At 72.9% G+C, this 14966-nt stretch carries 13 protein-coding genes, 1 pseudogene and 1 riboswitch; of the genes and pseudogenes, 4 read left to right on the plus strand and 10 right to left on the minus strand.

The annotated features are described in order from the left end of the window. Positions 1-69: 69 nt before the first annotated feature. On the minus strand, positions 70-690 hold the full coding sequence (locus OG896_RS39000) for a TetR/AcrR family transcriptional regulator (protein ID WP_329373127.1): 621 nt from the start codon (positions 688-690) through the stop codon (positions 70-72). Between the two features lie 87 nt (positions 691-777). Between OG896_RS39000 and OG896_RS39005 the strand changes: the two genes are divergently transcribed. Further along, the gene (locus OG896_RS39005) at positions 778-2313 is read left to right on the plus strand and encodes an MFS transporter (RefSeq protein ID WP_329373129.1); all 1536 of its coding nucleotides are present in this window, start codon (positions 778-780) and stop codon (positions 2311-2313) included. 710 nt (positions 2314-3023) lie between these two features. Here OG896_RS39005 and OG896_RS39010 read toward each other — a convergent pair. Further along, positions 3024-3449, minus strand: a complete 426-nt coding sequence (locus OG896_RS39010; RefSeq protein ID WP_329373131.1) for a hypothetical protein — start codon at positions 3447-3449, stop codon at positions 3024-3026. A 672-nt stretch (positions 3450-4121) separates the two neighbouring features. Here OG896_RS39010 and OG896_RS39015 point away from each other — a divergent pair. Both OG896_RS39015 and OG896_RS39020 read left to right on the plus strand, forming a co-directional pair. Next, on the plus strand, positions 4122-5132 hold the full coding sequence (locus tag OG896_RS39015; RefSeq protein ID WP_329373133.1) for an alcohol dehydrogenase catalytic domain-containing protein: 1011 nt from the start codon (positions 4122-4124) through the stop codon (positions 5130-5132). Positions 5133-5315: 183 nt separating this feature from the next. Continuing rightward, complete coding sequence (locus OG896_RS39020; protein ID WP_328459825.1) at positions 5316-5696, plus strand: VOC family protein; 381 nt, start codon at positions 5316-5318, stop codon at positions 5694-5696. Positions 5697-5741: 45 nt separating this feature from the next. On the opposite strand, the gene OG896_RS39025 is transcribed toward OG896_RS39020, so the two are convergent. From OG896_RS39025 to OG896_RS39060, 8 genes and pseudogenes are all read right to left on the minus strand, one after another. After that, complete coding sequence (locus OG896_RS39025) at positions 5742-6662, minus strand: hypothetical protein (protein WP_329373136.1); 921 nt, start codon at positions 6660-6662, stop codon at positions 5742-5744. Positions 6663-7144: 482 nt separating this feature from the next. Next, a pseudogene (locus OG896_RS39030) lies at positions 7145-7711 on the minus strand (class I SAM-dependent methyltransferase); the annotation flags it as partial. Next, positions 7669-8742: a HoxN/HupN/NixA family nickel/cobalt transporter gene (locus tag OG896_RS39035; protein WP_402443952.1), complete on the minus strand. Its 1074-nt coding sequence runs from the start codon at positions 8740-8742 to the stop codon at positions 7669-7671. The gene OG896_RS39035 and the pseudogene OG896_RS39030, both read right to left, overlap by 43 nt. Before the next feature lie 171 nt (positions 8743-8913). After that, positions 8914-9810 carry a (2Fe-2S)-binding protein gene (locus tag OG896_RS39040; RefSeq protein ID WP_329373139.1) on the minus strand — a complete coding sequence of 299 codons (897 nt, stop codon included), beginning with the start codon at positions 9808-9810 and terminating at the stop codon, positions 8914-8916. 50 nt (positions 9811-9860) lie between these two features. Beyond that, positions 9861-10727, minus strand: a complete 867-nt coding sequence (locus OG896_RS39045; RefSeq protein ID WP_329373142.1) for a CbtA family protein — start codon at positions 10725-10727, stop codon at positions 9861-9863. A 29-nt stretch (positions 10728-10756) separates the two neighbouring features. After that, positions 10757-10975: a CbtB domain-containing protein gene (locus OG896_RS39050; RefSeq protein ID WP_402443661.1), complete on the minus strand. Its 219-nt coding sequence runs from the start codon at positions 10973-10975 to the stop codon at positions 10757-10759. A gap of 37 nt (positions 10976-11012) precedes the next feature. After that, a riboswitch (cobalamin riboswitch) is annotated at positions 11013-11138 on the minus strand. A gap of 31 nt (positions 11139-11169) precedes the next feature. Continuing rightward, entirely contained in the window at positions 11170-12384 is a 1215-nt protein-coding gene (gene metX, locus OG896_RS39055) for a homoserine O-acetyltransferase MetX (protein WP_443057292.1), read from the minus strand. Further along, a complete protein-coding gene (locus OG896_RS39060) occupies positions 12381-13748 on the minus strand; it encodes a bifunctional o-acetylhomoserine/o-acetylserine sulfhydrylase (RefSeq protein ID WP_329373146.1) in 1368 nt (455 codons plus the stop codon). The genes metX and OG896_RS39060 overlap by 4 nt, the downstream gene beginning before the upstream one ends. Positions 13749-14316: 568 nt before the next feature. Between OG896_RS39060 and OG896_RS39065 the strand changes: the two genes are divergently transcribed. Beyond that, positions 14317-14964, plus strand: a complete 648-nt coding sequence (locus tag OG896_RS39065) for an HD domain-containing protein (RefSeq protein WP_329373148.1) — start codon at positions 14317-14319, stop codon at positions 14962-14964. Positions 14965-14966: the final 2 nt, after the last annotated feature.

Raw genomic sequence — 14966 nt, forward strand, 5'->3', positions numbered from 1 at the left:
GTCACCAGCGGTCACGCGGTCACGCGCGGGCCCTCTGTCACGCGCGCGGGTCGGAGGGACGGTGGCGGGTCAGTAGATCATCCGGAGGATCACCCCGGCCAGGTCGTCCAGGGCGCGTTCCCGTTCGGCCTCGGGCAGTTCGACGATCTCCGCGAGCCTGTGGTCGCGCACGACCGACACCATGCGTGCGAGTACGGCGGCGTCGATGCCTTCGGGGGCGTGCCCGGCAGTCCGGTCGCGCCGGATCTTCTCCGCGACGCCGTCCACGAACCGCTGCTTCGCGCGGCCCATGAGCTCTTCCATCGGGGGGTAGCCGCCGGCGAACCCGCTGGGCATGGCGCAGGCGAGGACCCTGCTGTTCTCCTGCCATATCCCGGCCACTCGCCGGAGCTGTTCGCCCAGCTCGTCCGGGCTGGGACCCCCGCTGCCGAACCACACGTGGGTCTGGCCGAGGCGTTCCCACACCTGGTCCATCAGCGCGGCGAGCACCGCCTGCTTGGTCGGGAAGTAGAAGTAGAAGCTGGTCCGGGAGATGCCGGCCGCGGCGGCGATCTCGTCGATGGTGATGTCGGCCATCGAGCGCTCGCCGACCAGGCGCCGCGTCGCGTCGAGAATCCGCTCCTCGCGCAACTCGCCCTTGCTCGGCCGGCCGCGCCGCCTGGCGGGACGGACGCCGGTGTCTGATGCCATGCCCCGATCCTAGCCTCCCGTCCTGTGTTGTCGACGGGCGTCGGCAATAATCGACATCCGTCGAGTCCGCGCGTTACTGTGCTCCCCATGCCTGATGAACGAACCTCGGCCGGGGTCGAACCAGCGGTCCCGGCGCGCCTTGTCGTCGTGACCATGGCGGCGGCGGTCTTCCTTCTCTCCATGATCCAGACGCTCGTGGTCCCGGTGCTGCCGGAGATCGGTACGCAACTGGGCGCGTCGGCCACCGCCGTCGGGTGGGTCACCACCTCGACCATGCTCACCGCCTCCGCCGTGACGCCCCTGCTGGGCCGGCTCGGCGACGTCTTCGGGCACCGTCGGGTGATCCTCGCGGCGCTGGTCGTGACGCTGGCCGGCAGCATCCTGGCGGCAGTCACGCACAGCATCGAGCTGCTGATCGCCGGGCGCGTCCTGCAGGGCGCGAGCTTCGGGCTCTTCCCCCTCGCGATCAGCGTCCTGCGCCAGGCGCTGCCGAAGGAGAAGCTGACCGGCGCGATGGCCGTCACCGCCTCCGCGCTGGGCGTCGGCAGCGGGATCGCCCTCGTCGCGACCGGCCTGCTGACACAAGGCGGCGCCGACTACCGGCGGATCTTCTGGCTCTGCGTCGGCATGACCGTGGTGGTGCTCGTCCTCTCCGCGATCGCGATCCCGCGGCTGCCCGGCCAGGGCGGCCGGGTCGACTACCGCGGGGCCGCGGTCCTGGGCGTCGGGCTCGTCTGCCTGCTCCTGCCGCTGTCCCAGGGGCACGCGTGGGGCTGGGGTTCGGCAAAGGTCATCGGGCTCTTCGTCGCCGCGGTCGTCATCCTGGCCGGCTTCATCGTCCTGCAGCGCCGTACCCGCGAACCCCTCGTCGCGTTCGCCCTGCTGGTCCGCCGGCCCGTCCTCGCGACCAACCTGGCCGCGCTGTGCATCGGCTTCGCGATGTTCAGCGTCTTCCTCGGGATCACCTACTTCGTGGAGACCCCGGACGCGGTCGCCGGGTACGGCTTCACCGCGTCGATCCTGCGCACCAGCGTCGTCTTCATGCTCCCCGGCGCGATCGTCTCGATGTTCACCGGACCGCTGGCCGGCCGTCTCGTCGCCCGAATAGGCCCGCGACTGGTCCTGCTGCTGGCCTGCGTCATCGGACTGGTCGGCATGGCGCTGCTGGCCGTGCTCCACGACACGACCGCCGAGGTCATCGTCGGAGTCATCATCTGCAACGCGGCCATCGCCGTCGCGTACGCGTCGATGCCGACGCTCCTGGTCATGAACGTGGGCCCGCACGAGACCGGGGTCGCCAACTCGATCAACTCCATCATGCGCACCGTGGGCGGCGCCATCGGCAGCGCGCTCGTCGTCACGATCCTCGCGAGCCAGGTCGCCACCCACCGCCTGCCCACCGGGCCGGTCTCGCTCCCCACCGAGAGCGCCTTCGTCTGGACCTTCGGCCTGGGCGGCGCCTTCTTCCTGCTCGCCGCGCTGCTGGCCCTCTTCGGCATCCCCCGCACCACCAGCAGCCGGCTCACCCCCACCGAGGAACGCGAGGAGGAGGCGCTGAGCCTCGCCGGCGAGTTCGCGTCCTCCTCGATCGACCTGCGCGAGGCATCCCCCGAGCGCGGCTGATCCGTCGATCGGCGGCGCCCGCGCGTCCCGACGGTCCCCCTCTCCTCCCCGGGGCCGCTGAGCCGGATCGACCGCTTCTTCGCGTTCCGGGAGCAGCGCTCCGCGCGCGGGATCTTCCGGCGGTTCGGGGCGGCGGTCGACTCGCCGATCGACCCGTTCAACCAGGCACGCACACCGCGGTGACTTCGTCCTGCGGGTACCGTCGTCGACGCGGGCGATCGGCGGGTTCTTCGCCGGCCTGCGGCGGGAGTCGGCGCACGCCCGCAAGGGGGCGGTGGCGTGCGGGGACCACGTGATGTCGACGTCGATCTACATCGTCGGGGTGCGGGCCTCGGAGCTGTATCAGATGCGGATGAAGGACCCGGCGCCGCCGGTTGGGCCCTCGGAGCGCGTGGCCCGGGATCTGGCGGCGTGCCGACTCCGGCGCGGCCGGCGGGGACGACCTCGACGCTGCGGAAGGTGCTCGCGGCCGCGCACTACCTGTCGGGGCCGGTGGCTGGGGTCAAGGCACGCCTGGTCGCGTCGCAGAACGCGAACGGGGACCTGCCCGAATTCCGCGCCCCGGCACTCGCCCGGCACTCGCCCGGCTCTCGGCCCGGCACGAGGAGATCGTCCATCTTCGAGCCACGCTCACTCAGGCCCGGCCGGTGACGCGACCACCAGCCGCCCGGACCACCGTGATCGGCTCGTGCGGCTGACGTCCGGCGCGGTCACCGAGCAGACACACCGCGCGGCAGCGCGAGCACCCGCGCGCTCGGGTCCGGCGCGTCCGGGTCCCGGACTCGATCAGTGATCAGGAAGTCGGCGAGCTCGAATGCTGCGGCGTGCTCGTTCTCGGTCAGCAGGAACCTCCCTCCGACCTCGTCAGCCTCCCATCCGTGGGCCAGCGCGTATTCGACGACCGCCCGCACATCGCGGGACGTCGGATGGGCGCCGTCCGTCGCGCAGGCGCCCCAGGGTCCCGACGGGGTCTTCGACAGCAGGTCCACCTGCAGCACTCGGCCGTTCTTCCCGGAGCCCCACACACGCAAGCGGATGACCCGGTGGCAGTCGCCATCGCCCGGCACATGGCCGATCGTGGCTGTCCACGCGCATCTGCGGTTGCCGACACGCAACACGCGCAGTCTCGTCTTCACGCCGTCCTCCCCGCCTCGGAATACCCAAGGACGCACGATGCATCCGGGCACACGGGCAGCGCCAGCGAATATCCCCACGGCACCGGCGACGGTCGCGTCTCCGGAAGTGGTGTGGCGGGTCGGACCCGATCGGGCGGTTTGCCCCGGCGTTCGGATTGGCGTCCGCATGGAAAGGCGGCCACCAGCTGATCTTCGAGTGTCCAAGTTCCTCACCCTTGGAATCGTTGCGGACATCCATGACAGCCATGGCCGCACCCTGGCCACGCCGCACCCTGGCCGCGCCGACGATTCAGCCGGCCTTCGCCGGCACGGCCCCGACAGCCCGAGGGGCGAGCCCGTCGCCCGTCCCCGCGCTTCGGTCGCTCTGCCCGGCCTTCACCGAGGGAGGCTTTCGTGCGGTATCGCGCGGTGCAGGACGCGTCGGCGGTGGCCGGGGCGGGGTCCGGGCGCCGCCGTGACCCCGCGGTGGGGTCGGAAGCGGGCGGCGAGGGGCGGGCCCAGGGGCAGGCTCCCTTCAGCATTGCGTGCCCGTTTTGTCCGTTCTAGCCTGGGAACGGCTGCGCGGGATCTCCGGGTGCCGGGCTGAGGCCCACCGTGAAGGGCCCGAGGAGCGCCGAGGAGCGGCGCGGAGGGTCGCGGGCCGGCGGACTGGCTCGATCTCTGGAGGACTTGATGCGTGCCGCTGTTGCGACAGGAGTTCACGAACCGCTCGCCCTCACCACGCGTGACGTCCCCGAACCCGGACCCGGCGAGCTGCTGGTGAAGGTCACCGCGTGCGGCATCTGCTACTCGGATCTGAACCTCCTCAAGGGCGAGTACCCGTTCGCCGCGTTCCCGGTCGTCCCCGGGCACGAGATCAGCGGGGTGGTGGCGGCGCTCGGCCCGGGGGTGAGCTGGCCCGAGGTCGGGACCGCCGTGGGGGGCCAGTTCCTCCACGACTCGGACGGCCACTGCGACTACTGTGCGCGCGGCGAGCCGATCCTGTGCCCGCGCAAGCGGATCACGGGGGTGGTGGTCGACGGCGGGTACGCCGAGTACACCGTCCTCAAGGAGGGGTTCGCCACGCCCCTTCCGGCCGGCCTCGACCCGATCGCCGCCGCACCCCTGATGTGCGCGGGCCTGACCGCCTTCAACGGCCTGCGGCAGGGCGGGGCGACCGCCTCGTCGAGGGTCGCCGTGGTCGGTGCCGGCGGCATCGGCGCCCTGGCGATCCGCTACGCCGTGGCGATGGGCGCCCGCGTCGCGGTGGTCGCACGGTCGCGGCGCGGTGAGGACGCCGCCAAGGCACTGGGCGCGGAGCTGTTCGTCGCCACCGACGACCAGGACCCCGGCGAGACCCTGCGGGCGTGGGACGGCGGCGCGGACGTCGTCCTGAACGCGGCTCCCTCCAACGCGCCCGCCGTCGCGGCGATGAGCGGGCTGGCGCCCGACGGCACGCTCGTGCTGTGCGGCTACAACACGGAACCCTTCTCCCCGCCCGCCCAGTTGATGATCCTCAACCGGCTGCACATCGTGGCGAACCCGTCCGGCTCGCCCCACGACCTGCGGGACACCCTGGCGTTCTCCGTACAGCACGGCATCCTCCCCGAGATCAGCACCGTCGACCTCGAACAGGCGCCGTCCGTGCTCGACGCGATGGACGCGGGCACCGCCCACGGGCGCAGCGTCATCACCTTCGCCTGACCGCGCTCTCGACATTCGTATCGGCCGCACCGACGTCCTGGCGGACGGGCCCCGAAATCGCTTCGCCCGCGCTCGGCCGGTCCGGTACGGTCGCGGGGTTGGTTTCCGCCGGGCGCCCACGGGTGGGCGAGAGGGTTCCCCGGCGGTTCCCCCGCGGTTCCCTGGCTGAGAGCAGGTTGCGTGATGGCGTGTCGTATCGGTGAACTCGTGCTGGGTTGCCGCGACCCCGAGGTGCTGGCGCGGTTCTGGTGCGAGGTCCTGGACTTCGTCGTGCTCGATCGCGAGGACGACGGCTCGGTGGAGATCGGGCCGCGCGAAGGGTTCGGCGGTCCGCAGCCGACGATCTTCCTCAGCCGCAGGGACGAGCCGGAGCCGGGGAAGTCCCGGCTGCACATCGACGTCAACGCCACCGACCGGGACCAGGACGCCGAGCTCGAACGCCTGCTGGGGCTGGGCGCGCGCCCAGCCGACATCGGCCAGACGGGGGAGGAGTCGTGGCATGTCCTGACCGACCCCGAGGGCAATGAGTTCTGCCTGCTCAAGGCTCGCCTCAACCCCCTGTGAGGCTCGTGGGTCCCGCCCCGGCACCAGGTGCCCGGCGCCCGCACGTCAGCCGGGGAGCCGCCGAGACGAGGGACGGACCTGGACCCCTGCCGTGCGTGCCCGGTCGGTCCAGCTCCCGGGCGGGCCGCCGACGACGGTGACCGGCACACCTTGCCGCAGGAACTGCAGGATCAGCGGCCATGCCAGGCCCGCCAGGATCGGCGCGCTGCCTTCGAGCGTGCGGGCCCACGCGTCGAGATCGATCGTGACCCCGCCCTCCGCGGGGGCGTCGGCCTGGCCCGGATCGGCCTGGTCCGGTTCGGCCTGGTCCGGTTCGGCGGGGCTCGGTTCGGCGGGGCTCGGATCGGTGGGGCTCGGTTCGGCCGCGTGGCCGCTCTCCAGCAGAAGGCGCCGGTTGGCCGCGAGGAAGTCGACGGGACGCCGCGAGCCGCTTCCCGTGCCGCCGGCGAGGGCTCCGGCAACGGCTCGGCCGACGCTGTGGGTGACGCGCGCCAGGTCGTCGAGGGTCGGTGCCATGAAGTACCCGTCGATGTCGCTGTCGAGGATGTGGCTGATGGGGCCCCGGAAGTCGGCGCAGTAGCTGTCGTCGGTGAACTCGGTGGCGAGGATGCGCGCTTGGGGGAACTGCCGGCGCAGGTGGCCGAGGAGCTGGGCGCTGGCGGGTGGGATGAGCACGATGTCGGCGTCCGGTCCCGCGTGGCGGATGTCCAGGAGGATGTGACCGGGACCGAGGCGCTGGGCGAGGGCGTCGCGGACGCGCGGCTTGAGCGCGATGGCGGTGACGACGATGATCGGCCCGCCTTCCGTGGCCTCTCCGACCAACTCCTCGCCCCGGGTGTCCGCTCGGCTCTTGGGGACGGGAAGGGCGGGCTCGCCGGGCGCGGCGAGGGTGGTGGGCGTGGCGGGCGACCTCGGCCGGACGCTTTCGGACCCGCCCGCGTGGTCCTGCTGCCGGTCGGAAGCCATGGCACACAAGACGCGTGGAGCGACAGGGCCGGTTCCGTGAGAGACCGCCCGGCGACGGCCCGGCCGGGGACGGTCAACCGGTCCGGGGTACCGGTACGTCCCGGCTGGGCGGTCGCGCCGGCGAGCAGGGCCTGGTGCGGGAGGGCGAGCCGGCCGTCGGGAGTGGTGAACCCCGCACTGAGCAGATCGAAGTGCCGTTTGATCTCCGCCCGGGTCGCGGCCGGTTGGGCGGCGATGAGGTGACCGGTGAAGCCGACGCCCGACGCCGCGCCCTGCCACCACTGCCCGGTGGAGGTCAGATGGTCCCAGGCGAGGGTGCGGCAGGACGGGTGGGCGAGGCCGGCGGACGGCAGGAGGTCCAGCAGGCCCCGCTCGGTGCGCGGGAAGTCGGTCTCGGGCGGCAGCACCGCTCGGTGGGGTGGGCGCCGCACGCCGGCGGCCTCGGTCGCCCGTCCCAGCAGGGCCTGCCCGCTCCCGGCCGGTACGCACCACACCGTCACCGCGATCCGGCCGCCCGGCCGGGTCACCCGGTTCAGCTCGGCCGGCGCGCGCCGCGGCCGGCCGACGTGGTCCAGCACGAAGTTGGCGGTCACCGCGTCGAAGGTGGCGTCGGCGAAGGGCAGGACCGGCAGTTCGGCGACACGGACGTCGGCCGCCGGCACCGCCTGCGCGGTGAGCTCGACCATGCCCGGTTCGGCGTCGACGGCCGTGATCCGCGCGCCCCGTGCGTACGCCGCCGCGGCGACGTTCCCCGACCCGGTGCCGACATCCAGCAGATGGACGCCGGGACCGGCCCCGACGGCGTCGAGCAGGGCCCCGATCGGATACGCGCACACCGCCGCGAAGGACTCCGCGTACGCGACGGCCCGCCCCGACCAGATCGAGCGCCCGCTCTCGTCGAACCCGCGCCCGTCGAAACCGGTCACCGCGGCATCAACCCCCTGGGACCCGGCACTCCACGGCCGGGATCTGACCGTAGCGGACCTGCCGGTCCGGCCGCCACGCCCTATTCCGCGGGGGTGTCCGTGGCACGCAGCCCGGTGGACCACTTCTCCTCGATGTTGCCGAACTTCCAGACGGTCAGGGCGACGGCCCAGGTGAGGAAGAACAGGCCGACGATGACATAGCCGACGATGTTGAGGTCGAGCCCGCCGACCCAGTCCCAGAAGGCGCCGTGGAGGTTCGCCTTGTCGGCGACGAGGCCGAGGAGTTCGACGGTGCCGATGATGAGGGCGACGGCGACGGACAGGCCGGTGATGGTGAGGTTGTAGTAGACCTTGCGGACCGGCTTGGAGAACGCCCACTCGTAGGCGAAGTTCATGAACGAGCCGTCGATGGTGTCGAGCAGGCACATCCCGGCGGCGAAGAGGACGGGCAGGCAGAGGATCGCGTACCAGGGCAGGCCCGAGGCGGCGCCGGAGCCGGCCAGCACGAGCAGCGCGATCTCGGTGGCGGTGTCGAAGCCCAGGCCGAAGAGCAGGCCGATCGGGTACATCTGCCAGGGGCTGGTGACCGACTTCATCAGGCGGCCGAGCAGGCGGTTCATGAAGCCGCGGTTGTTGAGCTGGTCCTCCAGCGCGGCCTCGTCGAACTCGCCGTGCCGCATCCGCCGGAAGACCTTCCAGATCCCGGCCAGGATCAGCAGGTTGACCAGCGCGATGGCGTACAGGAACGTGCCCGAGACGGTGGTGCCGACCCAGCCGGTGACGTTGTGCAGGCCGGAGTTGTCCTGCTCGACCGGGTTGGCGAGCGACTTGATGCCGATGGAGAGCAGGAAGGCCAGCGCGAAGACGATCGAGGAGTGGCCGAGGGAGAACCAGAAGCCCACCGACAGCGGCCGCTTGCCCTCGCCCATCAGCTTGCGGGTGGTGTTGTCGATGGCCGCGATGTGGTCGGCGTCGAAGGCGTGCCGCATCCCGAGCGTGTAGGCGGTCACCCCGATGCCGACGCCGAACACCCCGGTGCCGGTCTTGTAGTGGTGCGGTGCGACGATCACGGCGAGCGTGAACCAGCCGATGACGTGGAGCGCCACGATGAACGCGGCCATGCCGCCCAACCGGGTCCATTCGGCGCGCGACATCGACGCCGATATCCGGTGCAGGCGGGACACCGGAGCGGAGGGGGCCTCGATGGTGGAACTCAACGTGGGGTCCTTTGCGAGGGGACGGGGACTTCTCAACGCGACACGTTACTTGTTGCGACTCGCTTGCAACAAGCGGGCGTCGGCGTACTCCCATCGCTCCGACCAGGCTCATCCCGGGCGCACGGGGACACGCGAGAGCGCACAGTCCCCGCACAACGCGCCCGCGTGCCCGGGCGCCGCCCGGTAGATCAGGCAGCAGCTGTTGCGCCGGAACCCGCCACCGGGGGTACGCCGTCCGCTCCCGCGCAAGCGTCCGCGCTCCAGCAGCAGCCCGGTCAGCGCCTCGGCCCGCGCGGCGGCGTCCGGGCGCGCGGCGGCGATCATCCGCGCCGCGCCGTTCACCGCGGACGCGGCGTTGCCGCGCAGGACGTGCGGCGACACGCGGAACCCCGCGCACGCCGACTCGACCTCGCGCACGGCGCCCTCGCACAGCGCGGCGGAGAACCGGTCGGCGAGCGCCGCGAGGTCCGCGCCCGTACCGATGTCCGTGACCGTACCGAGGTCAGCGCCCGTACCGAGGGCCGCGACGCCCGTACGATCTGCGGCCGTCCCGGGCATGTGGTCCGTCCCGGGCGGCAGCGGCAGCGGCAACGCCAGCGGGTACGGTCCGCCGAGCGCGGGCCGCCAGCGCAGATCGGCCAGCCGCACCCGCCCGGGCACCCGCCCGTACAGCACCGCCAGCGCCAGGTACGGGGACAGCAGCCGCGCCACCAGGCCGAGATGGACCACCGACGCGGCCACCCGTTCCTCGACCGCCTCCGCCGGCTGCCCGCCGCCCGCCGCCAGCACCCCCCGTACGGCGGCCACCCGGGCGGCCAGCACCCCGCTACCGTCGGCCGGGTCGGCCGGGTCGGCGAGTTCGGCCATCGACCGCCACGGGCCAGGGCCCTCGCCGGCCGCCTCGGCCCTCCCAGCCGCCTGGACCGGCTCGACCGCCTTGATCGCCTCGACCGCGAAGAACGGCCCCAGCTCCGCCAGGGCCGCCCTCACGTCATCGTCGTTCACCGCGCCACCATGTCACCGAAGGGCCGGGTGGCCGTGCGCGGCGCGCGCCGTCACGCCTCCACCGGGTCGGCCCGGGGCGCCCGGACGGCCCGGCCGGCCGGCGCCGGGCTCAGCACCCGCTCCGCCAGCGGCCCGAAGACCAGCCCGATCGCCGACCAGAGCAGCAACTGCGCGGCCACCGAGTAGAACCGGAACTTGAACAGCACGTCCGCCGGGAAGCCCGGGTAGACGATCCGGCCGTGCGGGTCGGTGAGCGGCACCGGTGTCTCGGTGCCGTGGTTGCCGTACTGCTCGCGGTTGGTGGCGAGATGGCCCAGCGCCGGCAGCAGGCCGATCACCACGCCGATCACGACCAGGAAGGCCGCGCCGGCGAGCAGCGTGGCGTTCCACGTGCCGAACCGCTCCTGGAGCCGCCGTCCCAGCCACACCGCCAGGGCGAGCAGCGTGATCGAGCAGACCACCATGATCAGGTAGAGCCCGGTGCGGGCCTTGATGGTGTCCTCGTGCCCGATCGCCGGCGGGTTCGCCGGGTACTTCACGAACGGCACCAGGTAGAAGCCGAGGAAGCCGCCGCCGGCCACCAGCAGCGCCAGGGTGCGCGGCCGGACGTTGCCGACCCGGCCCAGGCACACCGTGTACACCACCGCGAAGATGGCGCCCATCGCGGCGCCGAAGAGGATCAGCCCCACGCCGATACCGACGTCCGCCTGCACGGTGCGGCTGAACAGGTCGGGGCCGGCCGGGGAGACCGGCAGGCCCGCGGCCTTGTCGAGGGCGTTCTGCGCCGCGTCCCGCCCGCTCTCGTAGTCGATCGCCTTGTTGATCTGCGGTTCGGCGAAGATCCGGGCGAAGACGAACGCGAGCAGCCCCGCGATCGCGCCGGCGAGCACGCCGCGCAGTATGAGTCGCTTCTCCATGTCGAGTTGTCCGCCTGCCGTGAGGGCCGTCAGTGGCAGGGGAAACCGAGGAAGTGCCGCGCGTCGTGCACGAACTCGTGGATGTGCATGTCCCTGCCGAACACGGAGACCGCGCCCTGGTCGACGCCGATGAAGTAGTACACGGCGAGCGCGAGGATCGTGGTGCCGGCCAGCCAGAGCACGGCCTTGGAGACGGGCAGGACGACCGGCGTGGCGTCGGACGACGTGTGGGTGGACAGAGAACTCACGGTGGTGCCTCCTTCGGGGATGCTGCGTCCCTCGGTCATATGGGGCTTCGTGACGGCGAAGTGTCTGACTTCCCGGAACGCCCCTGGAGGCGACCGGGTACACAGTGGCGCGACCGCGCCGGATTCCCACCGGCTTCCTCACACCTTCACGAACCATCAGCGTACGGGCGTAGGAATGTGCACGTCAACGCATGTCACGTGCCCTTCGCCACACCGCGGTCCGGCTGCTCCCGGTCCGGATACGGCAGCCGGAGACCCGCCGTCAGCTCGCCGACCAGCGACGCCACTTGATCGACTTCGATCAGGAAGCCGTCGTGCCCGTACGGCGAGCGGACCGTCCGCATCCGGTCCGCGCCCGCGATGCCCGCCGCCAACTCCCGCTGCTGCGAGAGCGGATAGAGCCGGTCGGAGTCCACCCCGGCCACCAGCGTCGGCGCCGTTACGCGGCGCAGCGCCGCCGCGGTGCCGCCCCGCCCCCGCCCGACGTCGTGCGCGTTCATCGCCTCGGTCAGCACCACGTAGCTGCCCGCGTCGAACCTGCGGACCAGCTTGTCCGCGTGGTGGTCGAGATACGACTCGACCGCGTACCGGCCGCCGTGCCAGGGGCGTTCGGCGCGCTGCGCGGCGCGGCCGAACCGCTCCCGCAGCTCGGGCTCGCTGCGGTAGGTCAGGTGCGCCAGCCGCCGGGCCTGCCCGAGCCCGGCGTGCGGGCCGCCGCCGGGGGCCGCGTCGTGGTAGTCGCCGCCGCGCCAGCCCGGGTCCGCCCTGATCGCCCGGAGCTGCACCGACGCCCACCCGATCTGCTCGGCGCTCGCCGCCGCCGGGCAGGCGAGCAGCAGCAGCGACCCGACCCGCTCCGGCCGGCCCACCGCCCACTCCAGCGCCCGCATCCCGCCCATCGACCCGCCGGCCACCAGCGCCCACCGCTCGACGCCCAGCGCGTCCGCCAGGGACGTCTCCGCCGCGACCTGGTCGCGCTGGGTCAGGAACGGGAAGGCACTGCCCCACCGGCGGCCGTCCGGCCGCGCGGACGCCGGTCCGGTGCTGCCCTGGCAGCCGCCCAGGACGTTCGGCGCCACCACGAAGAAGCGGTCGGTGTCCAGCGCGAGGCCGGGCCCGACCAGCCCGTCCCACCACCCGGCGGTCGGATGGCCGGGTCCGGCCGGACCCGCGACATGGCTGTCACCGGTCAGCGCGTGCAGCACCAGCACCGCGTTCGACGCGTCGGGCGCGAGGCGCCCCCACGTCTCGTACGCCAGCCGCACGCCCGGCAGTTCACCGCCCGCCTCCAGCGGCAGCGGGTCGGAGAGCGGGTGCCAGCGGCGCCGCCCGGGCGGGTCCCCCGGCCGCCACGCCCCGGAGGCGGGCGGCAGGGGGACCTCCGCGGCCGTGCGCCCCGGCACGGTCAGGACGCGGCCTTGGCCGCGCGGAACCCGGCGTCCAGATCCGCCTTGAGGTCCGCGACGTTCTCGATGCCGACCGACAGCCGCACCAGGCCGGCCGAGGTGCCGGTGGCCGCCAACTGCTCCTCGTCCAGCTGGCTGTGCGTGGTGGAGGCCGGGTGGATGATCAGGCTGCGCACGTCGCCGATGTTCGCCAGATGGCTGAAGAGCCGCACCGCGTCCACGAAGCGCTTGCCCGCCTCCGCTCCGTCGCGCAGCTCGAAGGCGAGGACCGCGCCCGCGCCGCGCGGCAGGTAGCGCTGCCCGGCTTCGTACCAGGCGCTGGACGGCAGGCCCGGGTAGTGCACCACCGCGACCTCGTCGCGTGCCTGGAGCCACTCCGCGAGCTCCTGCGCGTTCGCGGAGTGCCGCTCCAGCCGCAGAGACAGCGTCTCGACGCCCTGGAGCAGCAGGAACGCCGAGTGCGGCGACAGCGCGGGACCCAGGTCGCGCAGCAACTGCACGCGCAGCTTGATCGCGTACGCCCCCGGGCCGAGCGCCGGCCAGTACTCCAACCCGTGGTAGCTCGGGTCGGGCGTGCTGAAGTCGGGGAAGCGGTCGGCGTGCGCCCCGAAGTCGAAGGTGCCGCCGTCGACGACCACCCCGGCGATGGTGGTGCCGTGGCCGCCGAGGAACTTCGTCGCGGAGTGCACCACGATGTCCGCGCCGTGCCGCAGCGGCTGGAGCAGGTACGGCGTCGGCACCGTGTTGTCCACGATCAGCGGCACCCCCTCGGCGTGCGCCGCGTCCGCCACCGCCCGCACGTCCAGTACGTTCCCGCGCGGGTTGCCCAGCGTCTCGGCGAAGAACGCCTTCGTGTTCGGCCGCACCGCCGCACGCCACGCCTCGACATCGTCCGGGTCGACGAACGACACCTCGATCCCGAACCGCGGCAGCGTGTGCTTGAACAGGTTGTACGTCCCGCCGTAGAGCGACGCGCCCGCCACCACGTGGTCGCCGGCGCTCGCCAGCGTCAGGATCGCCAGCGTCTCCGCGGCCTGGCCCGACGCCAGCGCCACCGCGGCGATCCCGCCCTCCAGCGCGGCGATCCGCTGCTCGAACACGTCCTGGGTGGGGTTGTGGATGCGGGTGTAGATGTTCCCCGGCTCCGCCAGCGCGAACAGGTCCGCGGCATGGCGGGTGTCGCGGAACACGAACGACGACGTCTGGTAGATCGGCACCGCCCGCGCCCCCGTCGTCGGGTCGGGAACGGCCCCCGAGTGCACCTGCTTCGTCTCGAACGACCAGTTCGGCTCCTCCTGTGCCGCGGCGGCCGCGGTCTCGGGCGTGTGCCCGGCGGTGACGGAGTCGACGGGCTGTTGCTCGGTCATGGCTCTCCCAGGTGCTGTCGTGCGTGCGGTGTCACTGCGGGTGTGGCGTGTGGTGCGTGGTGTGAGACGTGCGGCGTGGGTGTGGCGCGGTCGATGGTGCGGGGCGCGGGGGCGGCGTTGCGCGGCGGCGGTGACGGCCGGCCGCTGGACGTACGCGGCTCCCCGCGGGCGCCCCGGGTGCGTACCGAGGGCGGGGGAGGGGCGCGGAAGAAGGACGCGGTCGGCTGCCGGGCGGCGGCGCGGAGGCGTCAGCGCGCGCCGGGACAGCCCGTGCTCGTGACACGCGCGTAGTCCACGTGGCGGCGCCTCACCAACGGGGTCATGGCGCCATGGAAGCACGGCCCCACCCGGGTGTCCCGGCCCCGGCGAAGGCTTAACACGCCGTTGGTATTCGCCGCGCCGGGGCCGTGGCACGATGTCCGGATCTGTGGGGAGCAGGTCGCCACGGCCATGGCGGGCGGACGGGTTCGAGCCGATCCTGGAGGAGTGGCGGCCGGGACCCCGGCCGTATCCGGAGGACCGGCGAACCGGCAGGCCGGCTGATCGAAGAACTGCGCAGGTGACACCGATGACGACCGAAGCTCTCGAGCAGACAGGCGTCCGCTTCCCCGACACCGCCCTGGCCCGCGAGGCCACCGAACTGGTCCGCGACACCGCGACCGAGCTGATCTACCACCACTCCCGGCGGGTCTACTGCTTCGGCAGCCTCCAGGGCCGCCGCCGCGACCTGAGCTTCGACCCCGAACTGCTCTACGTCGCCGCGATGTTCCACGACCTCGGCCTCGGCGAGCGGTTCCACGACAGCGGCCGCCGCTTCGAGGTCGACAGCGCCGACGAGGCCCGCCGGTTCCTGCACGCCCACGGCGTCCCCGAGGACAGCGTCCGCCGGGTGTGGACCGCGATCGCCCTGCACACCACGCCCGGCATCCCGGAGCACATGGAGCCCGAAGTCGCGCTGACCACCGCGGGCGTGGAGTACGACGTGCTCGGCATCGGCTACCGCGACATCAGCGACGCCGACCGCGCCGCGATCGTCGCGCTGCACCCCCGCCCCGACTTCAAGCGCCGCATCCTCGCCGCCTTCACCGAGGGCATCCGCTCCAAGCCGGAGACCACCTTCGGCAACGTCAAGGCCGACGTGCTGGCCGCGTACGTCCCCGGTTTCGAGCGCGGCGACTTCGTCACCACGATCCTCGACTCACCGTGGCCGGAGTGAGG

The sequence above is a fragment of the Streptomyces sp. NBC_00669 genome, from assembly GCF_036226785.1.
In the GTDB taxonomy this organism is placed as follows: Bacteria; Actinomycetota; Actinomycetes; order Streptomycetales; family Streptomycetaceae; genus Actinacidiphila.

Excerpts from the sequence above, each read along its gene's own strand:
- OG896_RS39060 (WP_329373146.1), bottom strand. The coding sequence starts at position 13,748 with ATGACCGAGCAACAGCCCGTCGACTCCGTCACCGCCGGGCACACGCCC.
- OG896_RS39015 (WP_329373133.1), top strand. The coding sequence starts at position 4,122 with ATGCGTGCCGCTGTTGCGACAGGAGTTCACGAACCGCTCGCCCTCACC.
- OG896_RS39025 (WP_329373136.1), bottom strand. The coding sequence starts at position 6,662 with ATGGCTTCCGACCGGCAGCAGGACCACGCGGGCGGGTCCGAAAGCGTC.
- OG896_RS39000 (WP_329373127.1), bottom strand. The coding sequence starts at position 690 with ATGGCATCAGACACCGGCGTCCGTCCCGCCAGGCGGCGCGGCCGGCCG.
- OG896_RS39065 (WP_329373148.1), top strand. The coding sequence starts at position 14,317 with ATGACGACCGAAGCTCTCGAGCAGACAGGCGTCCGCTTCCCCGACACC.
- OG896_RS39045 (WP_329373142.1), bottom strand. The coding sequence starts at position 10,727 with ATGGAGAAGCGACTCATACTGCGCGGCGTGCTCGCCGGCGCGATCGCG.
- OG896_RS39020 (WP_328459825.1), top strand. The coding sequence starts at position 5,316 with ATGGCGTGTCGTATCGGTGAACTCGTGCTGGGTTGCCGCGACCCCGAG.
- OG896_RS39005 (WP_329373129.1), top strand. The coding sequence starts at position 778 with ATGCCTGATGAACGAACCTCGGCCGGGGTCGAACCAGCGGTCCCGGCG.
- OG896_RS39035 (WP_402443952.1), bottom strand. The coding sequence starts at position 8,742 with ATGTCGCGCGCCGAATGGACCCGGTTGGGCGGCATGGCCGCGTTCATC.